Here is a 23,979-nt window from a genome sequence, read left to right on the forward strand (position 1 = left end):
ATATCATTAAACGATCATAATGCAACCCGTCTCTGACGCGAAGTCCGAGATTACGCGAGGAAAACACATGGCCGCCGTAAGAACTGCAATCGTGACCGGGGCATCCTCCGGCATCGGCTACGCTGCCGCCGAAGGTCTAGCTCGTGCGGGTTTCACGGTGTTCGGAACGAGCCGGAAAATCGCCAATGACGGCCCCCAGGGGGTCACAATGCTGGCCTGCGACGTCACCGACGAGGCGTCGGTTTCCGCGCTGATCGCAGACGTCGTCTCGCGGGTGGGGAGGATCGATCTCCTCGTCAACAATGCCGGCATCGGCATGTTCGGCGGTGCGGAGGAGTCCTCGATCCCGCAGTCGCAGGCGCTCTTCGACGTCAATGTTTTCGGCGTGATGCGGATGACGAATGCCGTTCTGCCGGCGATGAAACGCCAGGGCGGCGGCCGCATTCTCAACATCGGCTCCATCCTCGGCGTCATCCCGGCGCCGTACTCGGCGCATTACTCGGCCGCCAAGCATGCGATCGAGGGCTATTCGGAATCGCTCGACCACGAGGTCCGGGCCTTCAATGTCCGCGTTTCCGTCATCGAACCGGCCTATGTCCGCACCGTTTTCGATCAGAACGGCATGGAGCCCGACCAGCAGAAGGCCGAATACGATCAGGCGCGCATGGCTGTCGCGGCGCTGCTGCGGGATGTCATGCCCAAGGCCGACCTGCCGGATGTCGTCGTGAAGGTGATCATCAAGGCGGCGAGCGATCAGGTCCCGCGCCGGCGCTACACCGCAGGCAATGCGGCGCGCATGGTCAGTCTGCTGCGCCGGTTCGCAACCGCCGGACTATTCGACAAGACCCTGCGCAAGCAGTTCCGCCTCGCGTAGTCAGACGCTTCCGACCGCCTTCGGGCGGGCCGCACCAGTTCGCGAAAATTGCTGTCCGTGCTGCGGGACGGATCTTACTGCCCGTGCTCGGTCAGCACCTTTTCGCAAGCCTTCGACAGCTTGGCCCGATGCTCCTTGAGACAGGCCAGCACCGCCTGATCGCCGTTGTTCATCACGGCGCGGCAATGCCGCGAGACGTCGCGCGCGCAGGCATCCTGGCCGGGCTGCTGCTGGGCTGAGGCCGCCGACGCCATCAGGACCAGAGGAATGATCGTTAGGATTTTGTTCATGACTGGCGCCTCGCTCCCGGCATTGAAAGGTTGGCGGCGCTTTTAGTGGTCACAACCGGCCGTCGCAAGCGCCACGGTCGCAGCCGGGGCGCGCAGGGGAGCCAAGAGCGGTTCCTCAATTGGCGTCGTTGACTTCGGCGACCTTGCCGCTGCGCCGGGAGACCTCCTTGTCGAGCACGGCGCGGCAGCCGGAGCTGAGCGACGAGCGGTTCTTGATCATGCAGGCGGTGATCGCCGGGATGTTCGGGATCTCGCTGCTGCACAGGCGGAAGGCGTCGCCGGTGCACATCTGCTGCGCTTCGGCGCTGAAGGCGAAGCTCGCAGTCGAGGTGAAGGTCGAGACGGCGGCGACGCTGATGGCGGTCAGAACGGCCTTTCGCAGAACATTGGTGGACGTCGTCATGGCTGGCTCCCATTGGCGCCGCATGTTTGCGGAGCCGCGTGTTTCAATGCGCCCATCATGGCCTGATCGCTCTCTAGCAACCGTGATGCGGGTCACGCCAGATCCAAACCTGGTCGGCAGTTCCGGCAGGCCGATGGCCGCGGCGACACGTCGCTCCGGTGAACTGCCGCTTCGGCGCCGGCATCATCCTGGAAATCTTGCCCGATCCTGGTCGTGTTGGCACCGCGTTAAGGAATCGTTGGCACTAATGGAAGCTAATTGAAGGAGGCGGACAGCGTTGCGTCCGCCATCGAGTGTCTCGCGCTTTCGGGAAGAGTAACCATGCGTAATGCGTTAGGCTTGCTGCTGGCCACCGTCGTCGCGGCGTTGGCGATCACCGGTGTCTGGTACTACGTATCGAAGCCCAGCGCCGCCAAGGCCGCCGCGCAGAGCGCAGCGGCGCGGCCGTCCGAGCCGGCGCCGCCGCCTCCGGCACGCGTCGCCGCCAAGGCCAGCGCCAAGGACGATGTCGAGATTACCGGCACGATTTCCACGCGCATGGCGGCAAGCGCGCCGGCGCCCGTGCAGCCCAAATCGACCTGCGCCAATCCTGACGCGCTCGGCATCTCCCGCACCGTCATGGTCGACACCACCGGCGGCCCCGGTTTCGGCCTCGACCATTTCAAGCAGTTCGACTTCCTCGCCGACCACGAGGTGGTGCTGACCTTCGATGACGGCCCGTGGCCGGTCAACACGCCGGCGGTGCTGAAGGCGCTGGCCGACGAATGCACGACCGGCATCTTCTTCACGATCGGCAAGCATGCGACCTATCATCCGGAGATCCTGCGCCAGGTGCTGGCCGCCGGGCATGTCGTCGGCGTTCATACCTGGTCGCACGCCAATCTGAACGGCAAGAAGATGACTGACGAGACGGCGAAGGAGGAGCTCGAGAAGGGCTTCAGCGCGGTCAAGTTCGCGCTCGGCACCAACCCGGCGCCGTTCTTCCGCTTCCCGCAACTGCAGCACCGGCCCTCTGCCGTGGCCTATCTCGGAAGCCGCAATGTCGCGATGTTCTCCTGCGACGTCGACAGCTTCGACTTCCGCTCCAAGGATGCCGACCAGGTCGTCAACACCGTGATGACCGGGCTCGACAAGAAGGGCAAGGGCATCATCCTGATGCACGACTTCCAGAAGAACACTGCGCTGGCGCTGCCGACCCTGCTGCGGCGGCTCAAGGCCGGCGGCTACAAGGTGGTTGCGATGAAGCCGAAGGGCACGCTCGACACGCTGCCGGAATATGACGCGATGATCGGCCAGGATCCGAAGCTGCCGACGACAATGACCAATGCGCGGCCGATCTCGAGCGTGATCCAGACCATTTCGCAGTGATGCTCCGCTGCAGGGTCTCCTCGCGCGAAAGGCCGGGCATTCGCCCGGCCTTCTTCGTTTGTCGCCTGTCGCCGGCCGCTCACCAATAGATGCCGTGGCGATGCAGCTCGCGGACGATCCGGGCTTCAGTCCAGCTCTTGCGGCGCGTCCGGTCGGAGCGCGCCGATTTCGACCGCCGCGATGATTTCTGCACCGAGCGGGTCGGCTCGGGCGCCGGCGTCGCAGCGGCGACGGCGGGCTGTGGTGGCGTCGTTGCGGCGACCGGAGCCGCGGGAGCCGCAGGCGCAACCGGTTGCGCAATCGGCTGGACCTGGACCGCGGCTGCTGGCACCGGCGCCGGCGTGACGGTGACCTCGCCGGCCTGCTGGACGTAGGTCGGGCGCGGTGCCGGAGCGGCGGCATCGCTCGACGTCATCGATAGGTTGCGCGTTCCCTCGGCCTGTGCGGCCACGGCGGACGCGAGCATCATGGCTCCGATCAGGATCATCTTGCGCATCATGAAAGCTCCCCTCGTTGACTGAGAGGAGGTTTAGACGCCGGCGCGACCGTCCGATGTGACCGCGGTCACGCTCGGCCCTGCAAGCGCGAATAGAGCCGGGATCTCGGCACACGTCATTGCGGACCGGCGCACCATTTTTCTCGAACCCTTTTCGCCGCCGCGGCGACTTCCGTTCAGGACGCGGGAGCTCGGGACGAGCCCATCCGGACAAGCGACCGACTGCAGCATTTGCGCGGTGGCGCGCGCGGCAGTCCTGCTTACCTGACTTTTGCTACCAAATGACCGTCACGACGCGGTGCTTCATGGGGGCCAGGGCGATCTCAAGCTTGAGGTATGATTGTATATATATCTCCTGTTCGTTGGTGCTGGTTCAGAAGATTCGCCGAATCCGATAGTCAGGGCGATCGATTCGGAGGAAGGATGCGCGCATGGGCCGGGTGATCGTTGCGATGTTCATGGCGGCCGTGACCTTGCTGGCCGCCAGCGGGCAGGGCCGGGCGCAGTCCGGCGACAACAGCGTCGAGGAGATCTATATCGCGCGGAGCGTGCGCCAGGGCCGCGTCGTGCCGTCGGATTTCTGCGCGCCGACCAAGACCGGCTTCGCGCCGGCGCTGGAGGATCAGCTCTCGATCCGCGCCGTCGGGGTCCGGCCGGCTGACGGCCGCATGACCGAGACCGGCGACAAGAGCATCGGCGAGATGCGGGTCTGCATCGGCCAGGCGATGGATCCGACCCTGCTGGGCACCTACACCGAGGGCCAGCTCAACGGCATCGCATTCACCGGCATCGGCGATTGCCGGCTGGTGCGCGGCAATCTGCCGGAGGACGGCCTGCTCACCCACCGCTGCTTCCTGGCGCTGTCGGGCCTGCCTGAGCCGTATGTCGGCGGCTTCCTGGTCTCGAGCTCGCTGTATTCGAAGACGCCGTTCGGACCTGAGAGCTCGCCGCCGGGCTACGCCCAGGCCGGCATCCTGGTCATCCGCCTCTGGAGGAAGCGGCTGCCCTGAGGCCGCCGTTCGCGCGCTCAGGCCGGCGAGAAGGTCTGCACGAAGGCGCGCACCGCCGCGGACACCTTGTCCTCCGAGACGTGCCAGGCGGCGCCGTCGTCGGCGGCGAAGAAGCTGGAGGCGTTGGAGCCGGCCCAGCGGAACACCTCGAACGACGGCCAGTACCAGATGTCCTCGAGGTTCGAGTTGTTGACGACCTCGTGCGCGACCAGCCGCATCGTGCTCTTCGACAGGCAGTCGGCCTGCACCACCGATTCATATTCGAACGAGGTCAAGAGCGGCACCGGCGACACGGTGACGATCACCTTGATGCCTGGCCGGATGCTGCGGATGAACTCGATCAGATAGAGCACGTTGTCGACGTTCTCCTGCACGCTGGCGGTGCGGAACTTGTACTTCTCCGCCAGTGCCCGCGAGTTCAGCGCGGTCGGCCGCGGCAGCACGAAGGCGCCGGTCTCGCGGTCGAAGAACGCCGCGGCGACGCCGAGCGTCAGGATGAAGACGTCGGCCTGCTTGATGACGGCGAGCGTATTCTCCTTGCTCGATCCCGGCGGCAGCAGCTCGACGATGCGCTCGCGGATCTCCGGATCGATCTTGGCGTCGCGCAGCCAGTCGACGAACACGCGGTTGGCGAAGGTCGTGTTGATGTACTCCGAGATCTCCATGTGGTGGCTGGCATAGCCGCTGTCGGTGAGGCTCTTGGAGAGGTTGCGCGCGAAGCACGAGCCCATGGTGAAGAAGCGCGTGCTCTTGTCGAGGAATTTCGGCGCGGCGGCGAGGTTCACCGCGATGTGGTTGGTGATCAGCGTCTGCAGGTCGCCAAGGAAGTCCTTGGTCTCCGGATAGCGTCCGACCTTGGCGCGGCCCTTGGCCTCCTTGGCCTTGCCCTTCTTGGCGTTCGACCGCGCGAGCTCCAGCGTCTCGCGGTTGATCGGGTTGTCATAGGCCGGGTTGAGCTTGATCGCCTTCTCCAGCGCGGCGACCGCTTCCTCGAACTCGTTGCCCTGGGTCAGGATCTCGCTGAGCGAGAAATAATCGGCCGCCTGGTTGGAGGCGTGGGCGAGCTTGCGGAACAGTTCCATCGAGCGGGTGAACGGCCCGACATGGCTGCAGCGCACGGCCGCACTGCGGATCAGGTGCAGGTTGCCCTCGCTCGGCTCGTCGAAGATCTCCGGATGCTCGTCGAGGATCGCCAGCATCATGTCGCGCGCCTCGGCGCGCTTCTTGTGCGAGCCGTCGTCGATCAGCTGCGCATAGATGAAGCGCGCGTTGATGTCCTTGGGGTCGAGCTCGAGCAGCTTCTGGAACGCGAGCTGGGCGCTGACGAAGTCCTTGTCCTCGATGTATTTGTAGGCGAGCGTCCGGATCTGGCCGACGATGGATTGAAACTGCGTGTGGCTGTCGAGGGCAGTGGTGCTCATGTCGCGGGTTCGCCTTTGTCTCGCGTTGCGTCTTCGGCCGTTGGTCCGGCGCCGCTGCCGGCAGCCGGTGCATCGCCAGTGCCGGTCGAATCGTCACGCGCACAGGTGCCATGCCCTCGCGAGAGACGTCCCACCATGACCTCTGGATACTGATCGCCACCGGCTTGGCCGCTGGCGTACGCCCGAGCACAACCGGCGCCTGCGGGATTCGAACGCGACGGACGCGCTCGTCCGGATCGCCGCCAGCCGCCAGTGCGGGCATTCATCCCGCCGCTCGCGCCGAACGATGGCGCGATTTGGGTTAAGCAATTCTTAACCGGCGGGGGCGTGGCGAGCGGACGGGTCAGGAAACGAGCGGGCGGGTCAGGAAAGGAGAGATGGGGACGGAAGGAGAGGCTGGTGCCGCAAGAGGGACTCGAACCCCCGACCCCGTCATTACGAATGACGTGCTCTACCAGCTGAGCTATTGCGGCGAACCATAGCGGCGAGCGCCCGGCACGGGGACGGACGACGCGATCGCGCTCCTGATATCGGGCGAACGGCCCGTTGGCAAGGACAACGCGCGCCGCGGTGGCGCGGAAACGAACCGGTGTGACCCGGAACGGCGGGGCTGGTTGCCCTCAGCCGCCGAACCGTGACCAGAACCCGCGCCAGCCGCCGGCCTGGGCCTTGGGTGCGATCTGCTCGGCGAACTCGTCGCGGGGCTGGTCGTCGTCGTCGACGCCGGGATCGTCCGGCGGTCGCATGATCGGGACGATCGCCTGGATCGGCGTCTCCGCCGGTCGGGCGAGATCGTTGCGGGTGCGGAACAGCGGCGTCGGCGCGGTCGCCGCGGTCTCGGCCGGCTTGGCGGCCACGGCATCCGGCCCGGCCTCGGTCTCCGGCTCCGATTCGGCCTCGGCGGGGCCCGCGGCCTGCAACGGCGGCGCCGGCTCGGCGGCGATGGCCGTGGCCTCGATCAGCCTGCCGTCCTCAGCCGTGTCCACAGGGATATCCACGGGCTTGTCGACAGGCTTGTCCACTGCCTCGACCGGCTTTTCGGCCTGCTCGGGCTCGGCGGCCGCCGCCGGCCGCGGCGGCTCGTTGTCCTGCACGGCCGGCGTGATCACTACGGGCGCGGGTGCGGCCTCGCGCGGCGGCTCGACCGCGGCTTCGGCCACGGTGGGCCGGGCCGGCGGCGCCAGCACGGCTTCGGCGAAGGCCGAGCTTTCGATCACGCTGCTGCGCTCCGAGGGCAGGCTCGCCACCGGCGTCTGCCACTGGAAGGCGTCGAGCCGGCCGGTGACCGGCGAGATCGGCTGCCAGCGGTCGCTGACATAGCCGTCCGCGGTCCAGGCCGGGTCGTGGCGGGCCCGCACCGCGCGCAGCGCCCATTCCCGCGCCTTGCCGGCGTCGCCGTGCTCGGTGCGCTCGAGCTCGGCCATCAGCATCGCCACGCGCTGGGTCGGATCCTCCGTGAACGGCGCCAGCGCCTCGCGGGCGCGGCCGAATTCGGCGGCGTCGATCGCCGCGCGCGCCACCGCCAGCGCGCCCTCGACATGGCCGGGCGTGCGCGCCGCCAGGTTCTCCACCCGCGCCAGCCGCTGCGTGGCCGAATCGCCGAGCCGCACATGGGCGTAGGCATCGGCGAGATCCGGATGCGGACACGCTGCCCAGGCGGCCTCGATGATCTTCATCGCGCGCCGCACCTGGTGCGCCTCGCTCTCGAACTTCGCCGCGAGCACCGCGGCCGGCACCAGGGTCGGCGCCAGCTTCACCGCCTCCATCGCGCTCGAGCGCGACAGGTCGCGGTCCCCGGTCTCCAGCGCCAGCGCGCGCGCCGTCAGCAGCACGCCGCGCTGACGGCGGTAGGTCGGCTTGTCGATCATGCCGGCGGTGTAGTTGCCGTCGAGGATCGAAAGCGCACCGTCCCAGTCGGCCTCGGCGCAGCGGAAGCCGAGCACGGCATGCGAGGCCCAGGTGGCGTTGGGCGCCAGCCTGAGCGCCTCGTCGGCAATCATCACCGCGGCATAGGCGTCGTCGGCGCGCTGCGCCTCGATGAACAGGCCGCGCAGGCCGAGCAGGCGGGTGTCGTGGCGCTCGGCCATGGCGCGGAAGGCACGCCGGGCGCCGTCGCGGTCGCCTTCGAGCTGCGCCGCCTGGGCGTGCAGGAGCAGCGTCAGCGGATCGTCGCCGGCCAGCCGCTTGGCGGTGTCGGCGTGCTGCCGCGCCGCAGTCGAATCGCCGTGGCCAATCGCGAGCAGGCCGTGGGTGATGGCGTGGCGGCCGCGCTGATGCCGGCGGGCGCGGTGCGCCTTGCGGATACGGCCGGGTGCCCGCAGCAGCGCGCTGATCAGGTTCCACAGCGCGACGCAGGCGGCGATGGTGAGGCCGAGCGCGAGCACGAACACCGGCAAGGTCATGGCGATCCGCCACGGGCCCCAATTCAAGACGACGTCGCCCGTCTGCTCGGCGACCCAGGCCGAGCCCGCAGCGGCGAGCCCGACCAGGATGAGGAAAATGACGATCCGGAACATGGGCGTCCTATTGCGCGGGTTTGGCGAGCGCGGTCATCGCGTCGTCGGCGAATTTGCGGGCGGCCGACAGCGCGGCGTCGCGGGCATCGGCGCGTGCGAGCCAGTCATTGGCGGGGGCGCGATCACCAGGCGAGAGACCCTTCAGCTCGCGGCGGGCCTCGGCGAAATCGTTGCGCAGCGCCGCCGCGGTGATCCGTGCCACCACCGCGCCGCGATCGGTGCCGGCGCCGTCGGTGCGCTCGACCTTGACCAGGCTCGAGGCGCCGGCCGAGAGCTTGCTGAGGATCGAGGTCCCGGTGGAGCTCTCGGGCGCCGGCGGCGAGAGCTTCGGCACGATGGTGAGCAGCTCGCGGCTCAGTGCCGCGGGGCTCGGCACGCCGGTCGTGGCGAACGCCTCCAGCGGCTTCAGCGCGGCCGCGTCGGGCGCCAGAGATTTGGCGGTTGTCAGCGCCGCTCCATAGGGATCGCCGTGACGGACGGCGACATCGAGCAGGGTCGCGGCGACCACGCGGCGAAGCGGCGCGTCGTCGGCCGGCTTGGCCGCCTCTGCCGCCTCGGAGATCCTAGCGCGCTCCTGTGCCAGCGCCGCGCTCTGGCTCTTGCTCGCCCGCTCCAGCGCGTCGATGCGTGCGGTCAGGCCGGAGAGATCGACCGGCTCGGGTGCGGGCGCCGGCGCGGAGCCGTCGCGCGGCTGCGCCCGGACGTCGTTGAGGGCGGCCACGGTCTTGTCGGCCTGCGCGCGCAGGCCGGCGATGTCGTTGCGAAGCGCTGCCATCGCCTTGTCGGCGGCATCGAGCCGGCCGGTCACGGCGCCATCCGGCTTGCCGATGCGCTGCTCCAGCCCGGCGACGCGGGAGGTGAGCTCGTCGACCGCCGTGGCCTGCGGCGAGATCGCCGACGGCGGTGCGACCTGCGGCCAGCCCAGCATCCAGCCGACGCCGATGACCAGCGCGGCCGCGGCCGCGCCGGAGAACGGCGCGATGATCCAGGGCGAGATCGGGCGGGGTGGCGGCGTCATGCCCGGCGGCTCGGCCGCAGCAATGGTCTCCTCGGCCCTGTCATCGGCGGCAGCAGCCGCTTCGGCGTCCGGCGCCATATGCGGGTGCGATTCGGCGGCGGTCTCCGACGAGCCTTCGGCCATCGCTGCCGCCGGCGCGGACCATGGCGAGGCGGTCGGCCGCTCGGCCGCGCTCTCGCTGGCCGACGGGCGCTCCTCGCGTGAGGTCGGCTCCAGGTCGATGGTCGGCGGTGGCCGTTTCGGCCGCCCGGTGTCGGAGGCCGGTGCAGCGGTGTCGGGTTCATCGACCATGGTGGAAGTTCCCTGGCTGAGGCAAGATTGAGCAGGCCCTCTTACGCCATTCACGACCGTAGCGCACGGGTCAGGCCCTCCAGCATGTCGTTTTCATCCGGATGCGCCGCGATTGTGACCTGGGTGGCGCCGGCCTCGCGCAGCACCTCGGCGACATTGGCCGACAGGCAGCCATGGGGCACCGCCAGCGCCGAGATTTCGACGCCATCGGCCCGGATGGCGGCCACGAATGCCGCGGCACTCCGCCGCGAATAATGCAGCACCGCCTCGATCCGGTTGGCTGCGAAGGCCGCGCAGACGTCGCGCGGCAGCGCCGCGACCGGCGCCATCCGATAGACGGTCTGGGTGACCACATCGAAGCCGCGCTCGGCGAGCTCGGAAGCGAGGTCGCGCGAGATGTCGGCGCCAGCGAGATAGAGCAGGGTGGCCTTGGCGTCGACGACGACGCCGCTGTCTGCGATCAGGTCGCGCAACGCCGTCGCATCGGCCGCAGCCGAGATCACCTGCGTGAAGCCGGCCTCGCGTGCGGCTGCGGCGGTCCGGTCGCCGACCGCGAACAGCGGCAGGCGAAGCAATGCGGACCCTCTGAGCTGCGGCGCCACCGCGCGCAGCGCGTTCGATGATGTCACGATGACGCCGGCGGCGTCGTGGCCCGCGTCCGGCGGCAGCGCGACCGGCTCGAAGCGCAGCATCGGCGCCAGCAGCACCTCGAAGCCGCGCGCGCGCAGGGCGCTCGCAGTGCGTTCATTGTCCGGGGCGGGACGGGTCACCAGCACGGCCATGTGCTATGCTCCCGTCGAACACGGATCGGCCGGGCTGCAACGGACGGACGATTGCACCTGGCGACCTCGTGGTGTTAGGCGGTTCTGCGCACTCATAATGACCAAAAGGGTTGAGATTGGGTAACGAATCGCAAACGCTCGTGCTGGGCATCGAAACCACCTGCGACGAGACCGCCGCGGCCGTGGTGGCGCGTGATTCGGACGGCAAGGGGCAGATCCTCTCCAACGTGGTGCGCTCGCAGACCGACGAGCACGCCATCTATGGCGGTGTGGTTCCAGAGATCGCGGCGCGCGCCCATGTCGACATGCTCGACCATCTCATCGACGCGGCGATGCGCGAGGCCGGCATCGACTATGCCGCGCTCGGCGGCGTCGCGGCGGCCGCCGGCCCCGGCCTGATCGGTGGCGTCATCGTCGGCCTCACCACCGCCAAGGCGATCGCGATGGTGCACGACACGCCGCTGATCGCGGTCAACCATCTCGAGGCGCATGCGCTGACGCCGCGCCTCACCGATGCAATCGACTTCCCCTATTGCCTGTTCCTGGCCTCCGGCGGCCACACCCAGATCGTCGCAGTCGCCGGCGTCGGCGACTACGTCCGGCTCGGCACCACCGTCGACGACGCGATGGGCGAGGCGTTCGACAAGGTCGCGAAGATGCTGGGCCTGCCCTATCCGGGCGGACCGCAGGTCGAGCAGGCCGCGCGCAATGGCGACGCCGCGCGCTTTGCCTTCCCGCGTCCGATGCTGGGCCGCAGCGATGCCAATTTCTCGCTGTCCGGGCTGAAGACGGCCGTGCGCAACGAGATCGGCCGGCTCGACAAGGTGAGCGAGCAGGACATCGCCGACCTCTGCGCCAGCTTCCAGGCGGCGGTGCTGGACTCGACGGCCGACCGCCTGCGCGTCGGCCTCGACCTGTTCAAGCAGCGTTTTGGCGCGCCGACCGCGCTGGTGGCCGCCGGCGGCGTCGCCGCCAACCAGGCCATTCGCGGCGCGCTCGACGATGTCGCGCAGCAGGCCGGCACGCGGCTGATCATGCCGCCGCCCGCGCTCTGCACCGACAATGGCGCCATGATCGCCTGGGCCGGACTGGAGCGGCTCGCGCTCGGCCTCGTCGACGGCATGGACGCCGCCCCGCGGGCGCGCTGGCTGCTGGATGCGAATGCCAGCGTGCCCGGCAAGTTCGCGAATACGCGCGCGGGGTTTTGAGGGTGATGGAATTGCTTTTTCATTCTGCACGAAGCGGCTGGATCGCCCTCGGCTGTGATGTGGCAAGCTCCTGCACCACACGCGGTGCGCTCCCCTCCCCCTTGCGGGGAGGGGTCGGGGGTGGGGGTGGCTCCATAAAGATTCTCGCTCGTGGCACCCCCCTCCCCAACCCTCCCCCGCAAGGGGGGAGGGAGCGCAGCCGAATCCGCGGCGAATGACTCGTTTCCAAACGATCTCCGTCATCGGCGCCGGTGCTTGGGGCACGGCGCTCGCCGCTGTCGCGGCGCGCGCAGGGCGTGACGTCACGCTCTATGCCCGCGATGCCGACCACGCCGCGCGCATCGGCGCTGCCCGTGAGAACCCGCGCCTGCCCGGCATTCCCCTCGCGTCGCGCATCGCCGTGACCGCCGATCTTGCCGAGCCCGCCCGCGCCGACGCCGTTCTCATCGTCGTCCCCGCCCAGCATCTGCGCGGCGCCGTCATGCATCTCGCACCGCTGCTCCGTCCGGGCACGCCGCTCATCGCCTGTGCCAAGGGCATCGAGCATGGCACCCATAAATTCATGACGGAAGTGATCGCCGAAGCCGCGCCCAACTGCATCCCCGCGATCCTCTCGGGCCCGAGCTTCGCCGACGACGTCGCGCGCGGCCTGCCGACCGCAGTGACGCTCGCCGCGCCCGACGAGGCGCTCGCGGCTGATCTCGTCCATGCGCTGGGCTCGCCGACCTTCCGGCCCTATCACTCGACCGACGTGCGCGGCGTCGAGATCGGCGGCGCCGCCAAGAATGTGCTGGCGATCGCTGCCGGCATCGTTTCCGGCCGCAAGCTCGGCGCCTCGGCGCTGGCGGCGCTGACCACGCGCGGCTTCGCCGAGCTGGTGCGGCTCGGCCGCGCCTATGGCGCCCGCAGCGAAACGCTCACCGGCCTGTCCGGCCTCGGCGACCTCATCCTGACCTGCGCCGGCCCGCAATCGCGCAACTTCGCCGCCGGCCTCGCGCTCGGCCGCGGCGAGCCGCTCCCTGCTGGCAAGCTCGCCGAGGGACAATACACCGCGCCGGTGCTGGTCGAGCTCGCCGCGTCGCGCGGCGTCGAGATGCCGGTGGCGCAGGCGGTGGCCGCCATTCTCGCCGGCACCGTGACGATCGATGCCGCGATCGAGGCGCTGATGATGCGCCCGTTCAAGGCGGAGGAGTGAGCGTTCTGGCTGCGCACCACATTCACCCCTCACCCTGAGGAGCCCGCCGCAGGCGGGCGTCTCGAAGGGGGAGGCCCTGATCCGGCCTCATGGTTCTCGGGGCGATGCGAGAGCATCGCCTGAACGCGCCTGCGGCGCTCCTCACCATGAGGGTTGAGCGCAGAGACCGGCGCCGCGTCATCGCTGGGCAAAAGCGCAGCGCCCCGGCTCTAAGGTGTTGACCCGGCCGTTGTCGTCTTCTTTGATCCGGCCGCCGAGCGAGGCCGTATTCCGCTCGAGACTGGCGCAACGTGATCTGAGGATCTTGCACATATGAACTACTGGCTGGTGAAATCCGAACCCTCGGTATGGTCGTGGGACCAGCAGGTGGAGAAGGGCGCGAAGGGGGAGGCCTGGACCGGCGTGCGCAACTACACGGCGCGGCAGAACCTGGTGGCGATGAAGAAGGGCGAGCTCGCCTTCTATTATCATTCCAACGAGGGCAAGGAGATCGTCGGCATCGCCGAGATCATCAAGGAAGCCTATCCCGACCCGACCGACAAGACGGGCAAGTTCGTCTGCGTTGACATCAAGGCGCACAAGCCCTTCAAGACCCCGGTGACGCTCGCCGCGATCAAAACTGACAAGAAGCTGTCGGAGATGGCGCTGGTGAAGCAGTCGCGGCTCTCGGTGCAGCCGGTGACGGCGGAGGAGTGGAAGCACATCTGCAAGCTGGGCGGCGTGTAGGGCGCAAGGGCTTGTGAGACGCGCAAGGCGTTAGCGCCATTCGTGGTAGCTCCGGACCTGCGGCTGCCATGGGCAGGCTGCGTCCTTTCAGGCGCCGCGCTATGATGCTACGTTCAGTTGTAGCAGGGAGCACCTGCTTCCTGCTCCATACCGAACAGGAGACCGACATGTCTGACAGCGTCTACAAAGTCATCGAGCTGATCGGTACCAGCAGCGAATCTTGGGAAAAGGCGGCCGCGAACGCGGTCGAACAAGCTGCGAAAACACTCCGGGACCTGCGCGTTGCAGAAGTCGTCAAGCTCGACATGCAACTCGATGCGAAGGGGAAAGTCGAAGCCTATCGGGCCAAGCTCAACGTGTCGTTCAAGTTCGAAGGCGCATGAGCTGACCATCGACTTGCGTTGTCGTTCGCCGGACTATCGGCCGCGGCAAGGTTTGAGCCTGCAATCCGGTGTCGTGCCCGCCATCGGGGGCATGACCGTGGACGTCTCGGTTCGGCTTCCCGGGGGATGGCGAGGCGGGACGGACCACAAGCCTGTCATACGGAAATTGCCCGTCGCGCCGGTTATGTCGCAGGGCAGCGCCGCTGCATGACGATCGGGAGTTCGGATCAGAGATCGAGACCTTTCTTCCTCAGTTCATCGACCATCTGCTTCCTGATCTCTTCGCCGAGAGCTTGACCAAATTTCTGCCCGGCAATGCTCGACTCCTGGGTGACGGACGGCAGCTTCTGCAGGACTCTTTGACCTGTCGGGGTCCTGTAGAACTCAGCCATGGTCCTGAGGTCGTCCGCCGAGAAGTTCCTGGCATAGATGACCGCGATCGCATCCGAGAATTCGGAAACCCTGCCCTGAAAGGCCTGGGTGAACTTCGGGATCAACGCATCATATTGCAGAGCGACCTCGGCGCGCCCCTGGACGATCGTCGGTCTCAGGTTCTTCAGAACGATCGGCAACAGGGCTGTCGCCTGGTCATTCATATGCATCACGGAGACCAGCTCTTTCGCGGCCGCCAAGGACTCCTGTGATGTCGCTTGGGCTCTTGCCGATGGCGGCGCTGCGGCGGTGAGCCAAATGGCGGAGGCGACGACTACGTACCGACAGCGATGCTTCATCCTGATCCCCCATGTGCCGGCTGCAGCGGCGATCGCTGTTACGGCCGGGCTCCAATTCTTAAAATCAGCCGGAGCCAGCGAACAGTATTGCTAAGCTGTGTTTTCTGCCGCTGCAACCGGATTGGCATCCCCCGCGCTATTGTGCGGATCAAAGCCTGCTCGGTTGCCCGTCGGGCAGTTTCCGCATTCCCGACATGCGCCAATTGCCCGTCGAGTTAGTTTGCCGCAGCCGCGCCGGCTTGTGTCGACGGGCAAATCACCTTCACATTTCCGCGCATCCTGTTGCCGCATGAGGGGCGTTTCGCGACCGTCACGGACCGTTGGCAGTGGGAGGCGATGGGCGTGTGTTGCCGCAGCGTAGTTTCAGTCTGCGCGGACGAACGGCGATGCACGCACGGTCAAGTCGCGCGGTCCTGATATCCCGATGCTGATATCAAGCGGGTGCTGATGCTAACGTGTCGCGCTCGTGATGGTGGCCAACAAGCCCGGCGCGCCAAGGAGAACGCGAAGCAGCCGTTAAAACCGTTGCGCAGGGAGGGCCGGGTGTGTTCGGCCAGACCTGTGGTACCTGCCGCCAGCATTTTCTTTCGCTGGCGGGCCACGGGCGCGGCCAGCGCCCGGCCTTCCCTGCGCCCTCTGTTTTCCGAGGGCGGTGAGTTTCAGCACAGCTCGGGCGCATCGTGTCGCGAGAACGAGATTGTTCGCCTTCGAGCTGCTTCTCGGAGGCAACGCCGGGCGCGCCAACCACAGCTGTCGTCCCGGGCAAGCGCGAAGCGCGCCGACCCGGGATCCATAACCACAGGGTTCAGTTGTCTTGCACGGGACCAGCAGCCTGCCTCTTACAAACATCACGCGGTATGGGTCCCTGCGTTCGCAGGGACGACACCGGTTATTTGGCGCGCGCTCGGCCCTCACGATCCAAACAAAAAGAAAGGGGCCCCAGCTTGCGCTGGAGCCCCTCAACGGTCAGGGCATTGCCGGGTATTTGCCCGAACCGAAGTTGCGGACCTGGTCGCGTACGACCAAGTCCCGGGAGAACTCAGTAGTTGTAGGCGCGCTCGCCGTGGTCGGTGATGTCGAGACCCTCGCGCTCCTGCTCCACGGTCGGGCGCAGGCCGATGACCACGTCGACGACCTTGTAGAGGATCGCCGAGCCGACACCCGACCACACCAGCGTGGCGACGACAGCCTTGAGCTGCGCCAGCATCTGCGTGGCGAAGTCGTAGGTGCCAGCGTTGTTGCCGGTGATGTTGGTGTAGTCGGTGATGCCGACGCCACCCAGAGCCGGGTTGACCAGGATGCCGGTGGCCAGGGCGCCGATGATGCCGCCGATGCAGTGCACGCCGAACACGTCGAGCGCGTCGTCATAGCCGAGCGCGTTCTTCACGGTGGAGACGAAGAACAGGCAGACCGGCGAGACGATCAGGCCGAGCACCAGCGCGCCGATCGGACCGGCATAACCGGAGGCCGGGGTGACGGCGACGAGGCCGGCAACCGCGCCCGAGCAGATGCCGAGCAGCGAGGGCTTGCCCTTGACCGCCCATTCGCAGAGCAGCCAGGACAGCGCCGCACCGGCGGTGGCGACCATGGTGTTGACGAAGGCCAGCGCGGTGACGCCGTTCGACTCCAGGTTCGAGCCGGCATTGAAGCCGAACCAGCCGACCCACAGCAGCGCGGCGCCGATCATGGTCATGGTCAGCGAGTGCGGAGCCATCAGCTCCTTGCCGTAGCCGGTGCGCTTGCCGATCAGGACCGCGCCCACCAGCCCGGCGATGCCGGCATTGATGTGGACGACGGTGCCGCCTGCGAAGTCGAGGGCGCCAGCGCCGGCGAGCCAGCCGACAGCGCCGGTGACTTCGTCGAGCTTGGCCTGGGCAGCGGTCTTGGCGGCAGCGTCGCCAGCGGCAGCGAGAGCCTTGGCAGCAGCAGCGATGTCATCGGGAGCTGCGATGAACCAGACCCAGTGCGCGATCGGGAAGTAGATGAAGGTCACCCAGAGCAGGATGAACAGCATCACCGCCGAGAACTTGATGCGTTCGGCGAAGGCGCCGACGATCAGGGCCGGGGTGATCATCGCGAAGGTCATCTGGAACACGAAGTAGGCCAGCTCCGGGATCACCACGCCGTTCGAGAAGGTCGGAACGGTCGAGTTGGCGTCGACGCCGTGCAGGAAGGCCTTGGAGAAGCCGCCGACCCACGAGGTCATGCTGCCGCCGTCGGTGAAGGCGAGCGAGTAGCCGTAGAGCGTCCAGATCACGCCGACCATCGCAACGATGGCGAACACCTGGGTGAGGACCGAGGCCATGTTCTTGGTGCGGACGAGGCCGCCATAGAACAGCGCGAGGCCGGGGATGGACATCATCAGGACGAGCGCGCTGGACACGAGCATCCAGGCGACGTCGCCCTTGTTGGGAACGGGGGCGGCTGCGGCAGCGGCGGCAGGCGCGTCCTCGGCGAACGCCACATCGGCGAGGCCTGCGACGCAGAGCCCTGCAATTGCGAGCGTAACCCATCCCGCGCTGGTTGGACGCTTGAACGTCATTTTATTGTACTCCGTAAGTGTTCTGGTTTGAGCGCGAAATCAAAGGGCCGCAGCGTCCGCTTCGCCGGTGCGGATGCGCACGGCGTGGTCGAGGCTGATGACGAAGATCTTGCCGTCGCCGATCTGGCCGGTCTTGGCGGCCGAGCTGATCGCATCGATGGTCTTGTCGACCTGGTCGGAGGGGATCGCGACCTCGATCTTGATCTTGGGCAGGAAGCTCACCGCATATTCGGCGCCGCGGTAGATTTCCGTATGACCTTTCTGACGGCCGTACCCCTTCACTTCCGTCACCGTGAGACCATGAACGCCGATGGCGGTCAGGGCGTCCCGGACTTCTTCGAGCTTGAATGGCTTAATGATCGCCATAACAATTTTCATGGGTCCTATCCCCGCTTGGGCCCGGCACGGACGTTACCGAGCGCTTCCTGTCGACTGAGGTTCACCACGCGGAGAGAGCTTCACGACGCGGGCACAGCCGGGAGCGATAGAATCAAATGCCGTGCCAGACGGCTGGTCAGGGCTAACGAGCGGTGAATCCTGACCTTTTCACCCCTCACCGGGGGCATCAAAGGCTGCGCTATTCCGTCGCGCTCAAGGAATGGGCAGGCATGCGCAAAAGTTACGCATGTCAGGCTCAAGACACAATGCTGCTCACCGCGCGGGCAGAATCCCGCGACGCCGAACAGGTCAATTGGCGCCAATTGCTGCAGCTATTGCAGCGCCTCGCCATGCTGGGAGATGTCGAGTCCTTCCAGCTCGTGCTCGCGCGACACCCGCAGCGGCACGAAGGCGCTGACCAACTTGAGGAGCCCCCAGGTGACGCCGCCCGACCACACCAGGGTGACGGCGACGCCGTAGAGCTGGGCCGCAAGCTGCTTCGGGTTGCCCTCGATCAGCCCGGCTGTGCCGCCGATCGCGGCGGTCGCGAACACGCCGGCCAGCAGCGTGCCGGTGAGGCCGCCGATGCCGTGGACGCCGAACACGTCGAGCGAATCGTCATAGTTGAAGCGGTGCTTCAGCGAGGTGCAGGCCCAGTAGCAGATGATACCGGCGAGCGCGCCGATCACCAGGCCATGCCAGGGGGCGACGAAGCCGGACGCGGGCGTGATGGTGCCGAGGCCGGCCACCGCGCCGGAGATCATGCCGAGCACCGACGGCTTGCGCCGCGTCGACCATTCCAGCGCGCCCCAGGTGACGGCGCCGGCGCAGGCGGCGAGATGCGTCGTCAGGATCGCCATCACCGCATGCGCATTCGCCCCGAGCGCCGAGCCGCCATTGAAGCCGAACCAGCCGACCCAGAGCAGGCCGGTGCCGACTACCGCGAGCGACAGATCGAACGGCGAGAGGTTCTCGCTGCCGTAGCCCTGGCGGCGTCCCATCACCAGCGCCGCGACCAATCCCGCGGTGCCCGCGGAGAGATGCACGACGAGACCGCCGGCGAAGTCGACCACGCCGGCCTGCGCAAGAAAGCCGCCGCCCCAGATCCAATGCGCCAGCGGCACATAGACGAAGATGAACCATGCGATGCTGAACAGGAGGTAGGCCGAGAAGCGCATGCGGTCGGCTACCGAGCCCGCCACCAGCGCCACCGTGATGATCGCGAACGTCATCTGGTACAGCATGAACAGCGACTCGGGGATCGTCCTGGCGCCGGGATGGACGCTGTCCATGCCCATGCCGGCGAGGAAGGCGCGGTCGAGCGAGCCGATCCAGGTGCCGTCGCCGACGAAGGCCAGCGAGTAGCCGAATGCGACCCACAGGATCGAGATCAGCATCACGGCTGCGAGGCTCTGCGCCATCGTCGCCAGCACGTTCTTCTTGCGCACCATGCCCGAGTAGAACAGCGCCAGACCGGGAATGGTCATCATCAGCACCAGAGCGGTGGCGACGATCATCCAGGCGGTGTCGGCCGGTTCGATCGTGGACGGCGCTGCGGCCGCTGCTGGCGTGGTGAAGGCAATCGCGCCCGCTGCAGCCAATGCTGCAGACGCGCGCAGGCAACGAGACGCGCAGGTCTCCATGACAGTCCCCCCGGCATGTCAGATGTTAGGATCTTGCAGTTCGCCGCGCCGTTGCGGCGGGCGTGCAGCCGTTGCGGCTGCTTGACGGGCTTAGAGTGCGTCGGTGTCGGTCTCGCCGGTGCGGATGCGGCGGGCATGATCGATCGGCGTCACGAAGATCTTGCCGTCGCCGATCTGGCCGGTGCGCGCGTGCGTCGTGATTACCTCGACCGCCTTCTCGGCGATGTCGGAGTTGACCGCGATCTCGATGCGCAGCTTGGGCAGGAAGTTCACGATATACTCGGCGCCCCGGTAGATCTCGGTATGGCCCTTCTGGCGGCCGTAGCCCTTCACCTCGGTGACGGTCATGCCGTGGACGCCGATCGCGGTGAGGGCCTGGCGCACCTCGTCGAGCTTGAAGGGTTTGATGATCGCGACGACGAGCTTCATGGGCGGGCCTTGGTTTCCTCGGGTCTGGGCAGCCTGCTTCTGAGGCAGGCGTCGAACGGCTGTTGTGGCCTGTTCCTAGGCAAATGGCACAAAATCAGCGCAGCGTTAAGCGAAAACGTCAAGGAGTGACGGATATCACTGAACGGAACGCGACATCGCCCGACAGACTGAAGACGTTTTCCTGCCATCCTCCACTCAAGGACATCCCATGTCGAATCGTTCCTGGTATTACGCGGCGCAAGGCCAGCAACAGGGCCCCATTTCGGAAGACGAACTGCGCGACCTGATCGCCCGGGGTGTCGTCACGGCCGAGACGCTGCTGTGGAGCGACGGGATGGCCGGCTGGGAGAAGGCCGGGCACATTCCCGGCCTGATGTCGGGCGTGCCGAGCATGTCGCCGGCCACGCCGCCCGCGTTCGATTCCGGCGGCGCCGCCTCGGCCGGCGCGCTCTCGGTCACGCTCGAGACCTGGTCCTATCTCGGCTGGACCTTGCTGTATGTCGTCGGCCAGTTCCTGATCGTCATCACGCCGTGGACCGCCGTCTACCTCTACCGCTACGTGATCGAGCGGATGAGGGTGCCCGGCCGGCCGAACCTCACCTTCACCGGCCAGCCGCTCGACATCTGGTACGTCTTCATCGCGATGGGCGTGCTGACCTATGTCGGCCTCAGCGACCGGCCGATCCTCAACCTGATCTCGCTGGTCGCTCCGGCGTTCCTGGGCTGGATGGTGCTGCGCTGGCTTCTGAGCAACATCGCCTCGAATGGCGAGCGGTTGCCGATCCATTTCGAAGGCAGCCCCGTCGTCTATGCCGGCTGGTACCTGCTGATGATCGTGTCGGGCATCACCATCATCGGCTGGGCCTGGGTGCTGACCGCCTGGATGCGCTGGGTCTGCCGCAACATCCAGGGGACGCGGCGCGAGGTCGTGTTCACCGGCTCGGGCCTGCAGGTGCTGTGGCGCACCTTCGCGTTCGTGCTCGGCTGCTCGGTGATCATTCCGATCCCGTGGCTGCTGAGCTGGTACAGCGCCTGGTACGTGTCGCAATTCGCGGTCGTGCCGCGGACGGCGCAGCCGGTGTGAGGCTGCTACGTCCGGCGCTCGCGGATCGAGCCCTCCTGCGCGACGGAGGCGACCAGCGTGCCGTCGGGCTTGAAGATCGAGCCGCGGGTGAGCCCGCGGCCGCCCTGCGCGCTCGGCGAATCCTGCGCATAAAGCAGCCATTCGTCGGCGCGGAACGGCCGGTGAAACCACATCGCGTGATCCAGCGAGGCCGGCATCATGCGCTTGTCGAACAAGGTGCGGCCATAGCGCGCCATGACCGCGTCGAGCAGCGAGAAGTCCGACGCATAGGCCAGCGCGCACATGTGCAGCGCCGGATCATCGGGCAGCTTCGCCGCCGTCTTGATCCAGACGTTGATGCGGCCATCCTCGATCTTATGGCCGAAGTACCGGTTCAGCTCGACGGGGCGCAGCTCGATCGGCCGGTCGGATTCGTAGTAGCGGCGGATGAAGTCCGGCATCCTTTGGAAGACTTCCTGAAACATCGGCTGCTTGGAGATCTCCTCCGCCGTCAGCTTCTCCGGCGGCGGCACGTCCGGCATCTTGTCCTGGTGGTTGAATGCGCTGTCCTCGTCGCTGTGGAAGGACACCATGATCGAGAAGATCGCATTGCCGTGCTGGATCGCGGTGACGCGCCGGGTCGCATAGCTCTTGCCGTCGCGCAGGCGCTCGACCTGGTAGATGATCGGCACCTGCGGGTCACCGGGCAGGATGAAGTAGCAGTGCAGCGAATGCGGCAGCCGGCCCTCGACAGTGCGGCACGCCGCCATCATCGCCTGGCCGATCACTTGGCCGCCGAACACGCGCTGCCAGCTCGTCTTCGGGCTGTTGCCGCGGAACAGGTTCACCTCGATCGGCTCGAGATCGAGGATCGAGATCAGGTCGATCAGTCCCTTGGACATGGCGTGGTGCTTTCGCTGGCTCGGCCGTCAGCTCCGGCCCCGTTCCAGCGGGATCGGGCATCCGGAAATGACGGTTTCGGAGGGCAGACCTTGTTTCACGCCCCTGTTTCGCCCAGCTATACTCCACTCGCAAGAGTAACCGTGAGCAGGGCGGCATGACGACACAGCGAAGCATTGTCATTTGTGGCGGGGCGTTTGCCGGCCTGGCGCTGGCGTTGGCGCTCCGTCAGGGGCTTGGGCCCGAGGTGCCGGTGATCGTGGCCGATCCGGCGCTGGCGAACCGGCCGAGCCGCGATCCGCGCGCCAGCGCCATCGTCGCGGCCTGCCGCAAGCTGTTTGACGCGATCGGGGTCTGGGCCGATGTCGCGCCCGAGGCGCAGCCGATCCTCGACATGGTCATCACCGACTCCAAGCCCGAGGATGCGATCCGCCCGGCGTTCCTGACCTTTGCGGGCCAGGTCGAGGCCGGCGAGCCGTTCGCGCACATGGTCGAGAACCGGCTCTTGATCGACGCGCTGGTCCGGCATGCGGAGGCCGCAGGCGTCGAGCTCAAGGCGATGCCGGTGACCGGCTTTGCGACGCGGGCCGACGGCATCGCGGTGACTCTGGGCGACGGCAGCCAGCTCGACGCGAGCCTGCTGGTTGCTGCTGACGGCGCGCGCTCGAAGCTGCGCGAGCGCGCGGGCATCCAGACCCATGGCTGGGACTATGACCAGTCCGGCATCGTCGTGACCATCGGTCACGAGCGCGACCATGGCGGCCGCGCCGAGGAGCATTTCCTTCCGCCCGGACCATTCGCGATCCTGCCGCTGACCGGCAAGCGCTCCTCGCTGGTGTGGACCGAGCGGCGCGACGAGGCGAAGCGCCTCGTCGCGCTCAGCGCGGATGAATTCCAGGCCGAGCTGGAGAAGCGCGCCGGCCTGCATCTCGGCGAGTTGAAGGTGCTCGACCAGCCGCGCGCGTTTCCGCTGTCCTACTTCGTCGCCCGCTCGTTCATCGCGCCGCGGCTGGCGCTGGTCGGCGACGCCGCCCATGTGATCCACCCCATCGCGGGGCAGGGGCTCAACATGGGGCTGAAGGACGTCGCCGCACTGGCCGAGGTCGTGGTCGATGCGGCAAGAGTGGGAATCGACCCGGGGCAGGTCGATGTCCTCGAGCGCTATCAGCGCTGGCGCCGCTTCGACACGATGGCGATGGGCGTCGCCACCAACTCGCTGAACTTCCTGTTCTCCAATAAATCGACGCTGTTGCGGGCCGTGCGCGACATCGGCCTTGGGATCGTCGATCGCGCGCCGCCGTTGAAGGAGCTGTTCATCAAGCAGGCCGCGGGGCTCACCGGCGAGATGCCGCGGCTGCTGAAGGGCGAGGCGCTTTGAGGTTCAGCGCGGGCCTGCGGCGGCGATGAAACCGGCGACGGCGTCGATCATGTCGGGGTCGAGCGGGCGGTCTGGATCGTTGTAGGAGGCGAGGTTCTCGTCCTCGTTGGCGACGTCGACCAGAACGTGGTTCATCTCCGGCAGCCACAGCGACTTGGCGGCCGGTGCGGCGGCGGCGAGCGCGACCATGTCGAGGCGTGCGATCTGGTGGTCGCGGGCGCCGCCGACGATCAGGATCGGGATCGTGAGCTGCTTGAGCGGATCGATCGGATCCTCGGCGAAGGCGGAGCCGATGCTGGGCTGCATGCTCGGGGCGATCGGCAGCTCGGGCGGTGGCGGGTCCACGATCTGCCCGGCCATGATGGCATCGATCGCCTTGGCGACCGGCTCCATCTTCGCGGCCGGCAGCTTCTTCTCGAACTGCGCCTTCAGCAGATCGCCCTGCCGCCGCGCCGACGACGCGAGCAGGACGAGACGGTCGACCGGGGTGCGACGGGCGGTGAGGATGGCGACCAGGCCGCCCTCGCTGTGGCCGACCAGGACGATCCGGGCGAACTTGCCGCGCAGGAAGTCGACCAGCGCGGCGGCGTCCCCGACATAATCCTTGAAGCGGAAGTCTTCCGGGCGGCCGAACTCCGCCTTCCAGCCGCGCGCGCCGCGCTTGTCGTAGCGCAGGCTGGCGATGCCCTGGGCGGCGAGCCGCTCGGCGAGCTTCTTCAAGGTCGCCGGCTTGAGCTGCGGCCCATTGCCGTCCCGGTCCGTCGACCCGGAGCCGGCGATCAGCAGCGCCACCGGAGGGCGCTCGACGCCCGCTGGCGTGGTCAAGACGGCGTCGAGTGCGCCAATGCGGACGGCGCTCTCCTCGGCCGAGACCACCGAGGTGAGGGCCATCAGCGCCACGGCGAGTGCGCAGCGGATCACGACGGGCCGCATC

Annotated in this window: 23 protein-coding genes and 1 tRNA gene; 9 read left to right on the forward strand and 15 right to left on the reverse strand. The window is 67.4% G+C overall.

Annotation, left to right across the window (positions count from 1 at the left end):
- Nucleotides 1–67: 67 nt before the first annotated feature.
- Entirely contained in the window at nucleotides 68–874 is an 807-nt protein-coding gene (locus tag QX121_RS10490; protein WP_315811877.1) for an oxidoreductase, read from the forward strand.
- A gap of 74 nt (nucleotides 875–948) precedes the next feature.
- Here QX121_RS10490 and QX121_RS10495 read toward each other — a convergent pair whose 3' ends face one another.
- Nucleotides 949–1,164, reverse strand: coding sequence for a hypothetical protein (locus QX121_RS10495; protein ID WP_315811878.1), 216 nt, complete (start codon nucleotides 1,162–1,164; stop codon nucleotides 949–951).
- 115 nt (nucleotides 1,165–1,279) lie between these two features.
- Nucleotides 1,280–1,567 (reverse strand): hypothetical protein, encoded by a 288-nt coding sequence (locus QX121_RS10500; protein WP_315811879.1) that lies wholly within the window; start codon nucleotides 1,565–1,567, stop codon nucleotides 1,280–1,282.
- 321 nt (nucleotides 1,568–1,888) lie between these two features.
- On the opposite strand from QX121_RS10500, the gene QX121_RS10505 reads away from it, so the two are divergent.
- A complete protein-coding gene (locus QX121_RS10505; protein ID WP_315811880.1) occupies nucleotides 1,889–2,935 on the forward strand; it encodes a polysaccharide deacetylase family protein in 1,047 nt (348 codons plus the stop codon).
- Between the two features lie 79 nt (nucleotides 2,936–3,014).
- Here the strand turns inward: QX121_RS10505 and QX121_RS10510 are convergent, their stop codons facing one another.
- Complete coding sequence (locus tag QX121_RS10510; RefSeq protein WP_315811881.1) at nucleotides 3,015–3,434, reverse strand: hypothetical protein; 420 nt, start codon at nucleotides 3,432–3,434, stop codon at nucleotides 3,015–3,017.
- Between the two features lie 428 nt (nucleotides 3,435–3,862).
- On the opposite strand from QX121_RS10510, the gene QX121_RS10515 reads away from it, so the two are divergent.
- Nucleotides 3,863–4,441, forward strand: a complete 579-nt coding sequence (locus tag QX121_RS10515) for a hypothetical protein (RefSeq protein WP_315811882.1) — start codon at nucleotides 3,863–3,865, stop codon at nucleotides 4,439–4,441.
- A 17-nt stretch (nucleotides 4,442–4,458) separates the two neighbouring features.
- Here the strand turns inward: QX121_RS10515 and QX121_RS10520 are convergent, their stop codons facing one another.
- From QX121_RS10520 to QX121_RS10540, 5 genes are all read right to left on the reverse strand, one after another.
- Nucleotides 4,459–5,862 (reverse strand): GSCFA domain-containing protein, encoded by a 1,404-nt coding sequence (locus tag QX121_RS10520; RefSeq protein WP_315811883.1) that lies wholly within the window; start codon nucleotides 5,860–5,862, stop codon nucleotides 4,459–4,461.
- A gap of 397 nt (nucleotides 5,863–6,259) precedes the next feature.
- A tRNA-Thr gene (locus QX121_RS10525) sits at nucleotides 6,260–6,335 on the reverse strand.
- A 147-nt stretch (nucleotides 6,336–6,482) separates the two neighbouring features.
- Nucleotides 6,483–8,378: a heme biosynthesis protein HemY gene (locus QX121_RS10530; RefSeq protein WP_315811884.1), complete on the reverse strand. Its 1,896-nt coding sequence runs from the start codon at nucleotides 8,376–8,378 to the stop codon at nucleotides 6,483–6,485.
- 7 nt (nucleotides 8,379–8,385) lie between these two features.
- Nucleotides 8,386–9,687, reverse strand: a complete 1,302-nt coding sequence (locus QX121_RS10535; RefSeq protein ID WP_315811885.1) for a hypothetical protein — start codon at nucleotides 9,685–9,687, stop codon at nucleotides 8,386–8,388.
- Between the two features lie 50 nt (nucleotides 9,688–9,737).
- On the reverse strand, nucleotides 9,738–10,469 hold the full coding sequence (locus QX121_RS10540) for a uroporphyrinogen-III synthase (RefSeq protein ID WP_315811886.1): 732 nt from the start codon (nucleotides 10,467–10,469) through the stop codon (nucleotides 9,738–9,740).
- A 140-nt stretch (nucleotides 10,470–10,609) separates the two neighbouring features.
- On the opposite strand from QX121_RS10540, the gene tsaD reads away from it, so the two are divergent.
- The 4 genes from tsaD (at nucleotide 10,610) to QX121_RS10560 (ending at nucleotide 13,981) form a co-directional block, all read left to right on the forward strand.
- Nucleotides 10,610–11,677 (forward strand): tRNA (adenosine(37)-N6)-threonylcarbamoyltransferase complex transferase subunit TsaD, encoded by a 1,068-nt coding sequence (gene tsaD / locus QX121_RS10545; protein ID WP_315777336.1) that lies wholly within the window; start codon nucleotides 10,610–10,612, stop codon nucleotides 11,675–11,677.
- A 214-nt stretch (nucleotides 11,678–11,891) separates the two neighbouring features.
- Entirely contained in the window at nucleotides 11,892–12,872 is a 981-nt protein-coding gene (locus QX121_RS10550) for an NAD(P)H-dependent glycerol-3-phosphate dehydrogenase (protein WP_315777335.1), read from the forward strand.
- A 312-nt stretch (nucleotides 12,873–13,184) separates the two neighbouring features.
- The gene (locus QX121_RS10555) at nucleotides 13,185–13,598 is read left to right on the forward strand and encodes an EVE domain-containing protein (RefSeq protein WP_315777334.1); all 414 of its coding nucleotides are present in this window, start codon (nucleotides 13,185–13,187) and stop codon (nucleotides 13,596–13,598) included.
- Between the two features lie 167 nt (nucleotides 13,599–13,765).
- Entirely contained in the window at nucleotides 13,766–13,981 is a 216-nt protein-coding gene (locus QX121_RS10560) for a dodecin family protein (RefSeq protein WP_315777333.1), read from the forward strand.
- 227 nt (nucleotides 13,982–14,208) lie between these two features.
- On the opposite strand, the gene QX121_RS10565 is transcribed toward QX121_RS10560, so the two are convergent.
- From QX121_RS10565 to QX121_RS10585, 5 genes are all read right to left on the reverse strand, one after another.
- Nucleotides 14,209–14,712, reverse strand: a complete 504-nt coding sequence (locus tag QX121_RS10565; RefSeq protein ID WP_315777332.1) for a DUF2059 domain-containing protein — start codon at nucleotides 14,710–14,712, stop codon at nucleotides 14,209–14,211.
- A 1,039-nt stretch (nucleotides 14,713–15,751) separates the two neighbouring features.
- A complete protein-coding gene (locus tag QX121_RS10570; protein ID WP_315777331.1) occupies nucleotides 15,752–17,254 on the reverse strand; it encodes an ammonium transporter in 1,503 nt (500 codons plus the stop codon).
- Between the two features lie 39 nt (nucleotides 17,255–17,293).
- The gene (locus tag QX121_RS10575) at nucleotides 17,294–17,632 is read right to left on the reverse strand and encodes a P-II family nitrogen regulator (protein ID WP_006611147.1); all 339 of its coding nucleotides are present in this window, start codon (nucleotides 17,630–17,632) and stop codon (nucleotides 17,294–17,296) included.
- A gap of 332 nt (nucleotides 17,633–17,964) precedes the next feature.
- On the reverse strand, nucleotides 17,965–19,275 hold the full coding sequence (locus QX121_RS10580; RefSeq protein ID WP_315758696.1) for an ammonium transporter: 1,311 nt from the start codon (nucleotides 19,273–19,275) through the stop codon (nucleotides 17,965–17,967).
- Between the two features lie 90 nt (nucleotides 19,276–19,365).
- Nucleotides 19,366–19,704: a P-II family nitrogen regulator gene (locus tag QX121_RS10585; protein WP_172112996.1), complete on the reverse strand. Its 339-nt coding sequence runs from the start codon at nucleotides 19,702–19,704 to the stop codon at nucleotides 19,366–19,368.
- 208 nt (nucleotides 19,705–19,912) lie between these two features.
- Here QX121_RS10585 and QX121_RS10590 point away from each other — a divergent pair, with 208 nt between their 5' ends.
- On the forward strand, nucleotides 19,913–20,788 hold the full coding sequence (locus tag QX121_RS10590) for a DUF4339 domain-containing protein (RefSeq protein ID WP_315777330.1): 876 nt from the start codon (nucleotides 19,913–19,915) through the stop codon (nucleotides 20,786–20,788).
- A gap of 5 nt (nucleotides 20,789–20,793) precedes the next feature.
- On the opposite strand, the gene tesB is transcribed toward QX121_RS10590, so the two are convergent.
- Nucleotides 20,794–21,669, reverse strand: coding sequence for an acyl-CoA thioesterase II (tesB, locus tag QX121_RS10595; protein ID WP_315740635.1), 876 nt, complete (start codon nucleotides 21,667–21,669; stop codon nucleotides 20,794–20,796).
- Nucleotides 21,670–21,824: 155 nt separating this feature from the next.
- On the opposite strand from tesB, the gene QX121_RS10600 reads away from it, so the two are divergent.
- Nucleotides 21,825–23,045 (forward strand): ubiquinone biosynthesis hydroxylase, encoded by a 1,221-nt coding sequence (locus QX121_RS10600; RefSeq protein ID WP_315777329.1) that lies wholly within the window; start codon nucleotides 21,825–21,827, stop codon nucleotides 23,043–23,045.
- A gap of 3 nt (nucleotides 23,046–23,048) precedes the next feature.
- Here the strand turns inward: QX121_RS10600 and QX121_RS10605 are convergent, their stop codons facing one another.
- The gene (locus tag QX121_RS10605; protein ID WP_315811887.1) at nucleotides 23,049–23,978 is read right to left on the reverse strand and encodes an alpha/beta hydrolase; all 930 of its coding nucleotides are present in this window, start codon (nucleotides 23,976–23,978) and stop codon (nucleotides 23,049–23,051) included.
- Nucleotide 23,979: the final 1 nt, after the last annotated feature.

The sequence above is a fragment of the Bradyrhizobium sp. SZCCHNR2028 genome (assembly GCF_032380995.1).
Lineage (GTDB): Bacteria > Pseudomonadota > Alphaproteobacteria > Rhizobiales > Xanthobacteraceae > Bradyrhizobium.

What these genes read in the sequence shown, in the direction of transcription:
- QX121_RS10490 (WP_315811877.1), top strand. Translation starts at nt 68, where the DNA reads ATGGCCGCCGTAAGAACTGCAATCGTGACCGGGGCATCCTCCGGCATC.
- QX121_RS10495 (WP_315811878.1), bottom strand. Translation starts at nt 1,164, where the DNA reads ATGAACAAAATCCTAACGATCATTCCTCTGGTCCTGATGGCGTCGGCG.
- QX121_RS10500 (WP_315811879.1), bottom strand. Translation starts at nt 1,567, where the DNA reads ATGACGACGTCCACCAATGTTCTGCGAAAGGCCGTTCTGACCGCCATC.
- QX121_RS10505 (WP_315811880.1), top strand. Translation starts at nt 1,889, where the DNA reads ATGCGTAATGCGTTAGGCTTGCTGCTGGCCACCGTCGTCGCGGCGTTG.
- QX121_RS10510 (WP_315811881.1), bottom strand. Translation starts at nt 3,434, where the DNA reads ATGATGCGCAAGATGATCCTGATCGGAGCCATGATGCTCGCGTCCGCC.
- QX121_RS10515 (WP_315811882.1), top strand. Translation starts at nt 3,863, where the DNA reads ATGGGCCGGGTGATCGTTGCGATGTTCATGGCGGCCGTGACCTTGCTG.
- QX121_RS10520 (WP_315811883.1), bottom strand. Translation starts at nt 5,862, where the DNA reads ATGAGCACCACTGCCCTCGACAGCCACACGCAGTTTCAATCCATCGTC.
- QX121_RS10530 (WP_315811884.1), bottom strand. Translation starts at nt 8,378, where the DNA reads ATGTTCCGGATCGTCATTTTCCTCATCCTGGTCGGGCTCGCCGCTGCG.
- QX121_RS10535 (WP_315811885.1), bottom strand. Translation starts at nt 9,687, where the DNA reads ATGGTCGATGAACCCGACACCGCTGCACCGGCCTCCGACACCGGGCGG.
- QX121_RS10540 (WP_315811886.1), bottom strand. Translation starts at nt 10,469, where the DNA reads ATGGCCGTGCTGGTGACCCGTCCCGCCCCGGACAATGAACGCACTGCG.
- QX121_RS10550 (WP_315777335.1), top strand. Translation starts at nt 11,892, where the DNA reads ATGACTCGTTTCCAAACGATCTCCGTCATCGGCGCCGGTGCTTGGGGC.
- QX121_RS10555 (WP_315777334.1), top strand. Translation starts at nt 13,185, where the DNA reads ATGAACTACTGGCTGGTGAAATCCGAACCCTCGGTATGGTCGTGGGAC.
- QX121_RS10560 (WP_315777333.1), top strand. Translation starts at nt 13,766, where the DNA reads ATGTCTGACAGCGTCTACAAAGTCATCGAGCTGATCGGTACCAGCAGC.
- QX121_RS10565 (WP_315777332.1), bottom strand. Translation starts at nt 14,712, where the DNA reads ATGAAGCATCGCTGTCGGTACGTAGTCGTCGCCTCCGCCATTTGGCTC.
- QX121_RS10570 (WP_315777331.1), bottom strand. Translation starts at nt 17,254, where the DNA reads ATGACGTTCAAGCGTCCAACCAGCGCGGGATGGGTTACGCTCGCAATT.
- QX121_RS10575 (WP_006611147.1), bottom strand. Translation starts at nt 17,632, where the DNA reads ATGAAAATTGTTATGGCGATCATTAAGCCATTCAAGCTCGAAGAAGTC.
- QX121_RS10580 (WP_315758696.1), bottom strand. Translation starts at nt 19,275, where the DNA reads ATGGAGACCTGCGCGTCTCGTTGCCTGCGCGCGTCTGCAGCATTGGCT.
- QX121_RS10585 (WP_172112996.1), bottom strand. Translation starts at nt 19,704, where the DNA reads ATGAAGCTCGTCGTCGCGATCATCAAACCCTTCAAGCTCGACGAGGTG.
- QX121_RS10590 (WP_315777330.1), top strand. Translation starts at nt 19,913, where the DNA reads ATGTCGAATCGTTCCTGGTATTACGCGGCGCAAGGCCAGCAACAGGGC.
- tesB (WP_315740635.1), bottom strand. Translation starts at nt 21,669, where the DNA reads ATGTCCAAGGGACTGATCGACCTGATCTCGATCCTCGATCTCGAGCCG.
- QX121_RS10600 (WP_315777329.1), top strand. Translation starts at nt 21,825, where the DNA reads ATGACGACACAGCGAAGCATTGTCATTTGTGGCGGGGCGTTTGCCGGC.
- QX121_RS10605 (WP_315811887.1), bottom strand. Translation starts at nt 23,978, where the DNA reads ATGCGGCCCGTCGTGATCCGCTGCGCACTCGCCGTGGCGCTGATGGCC.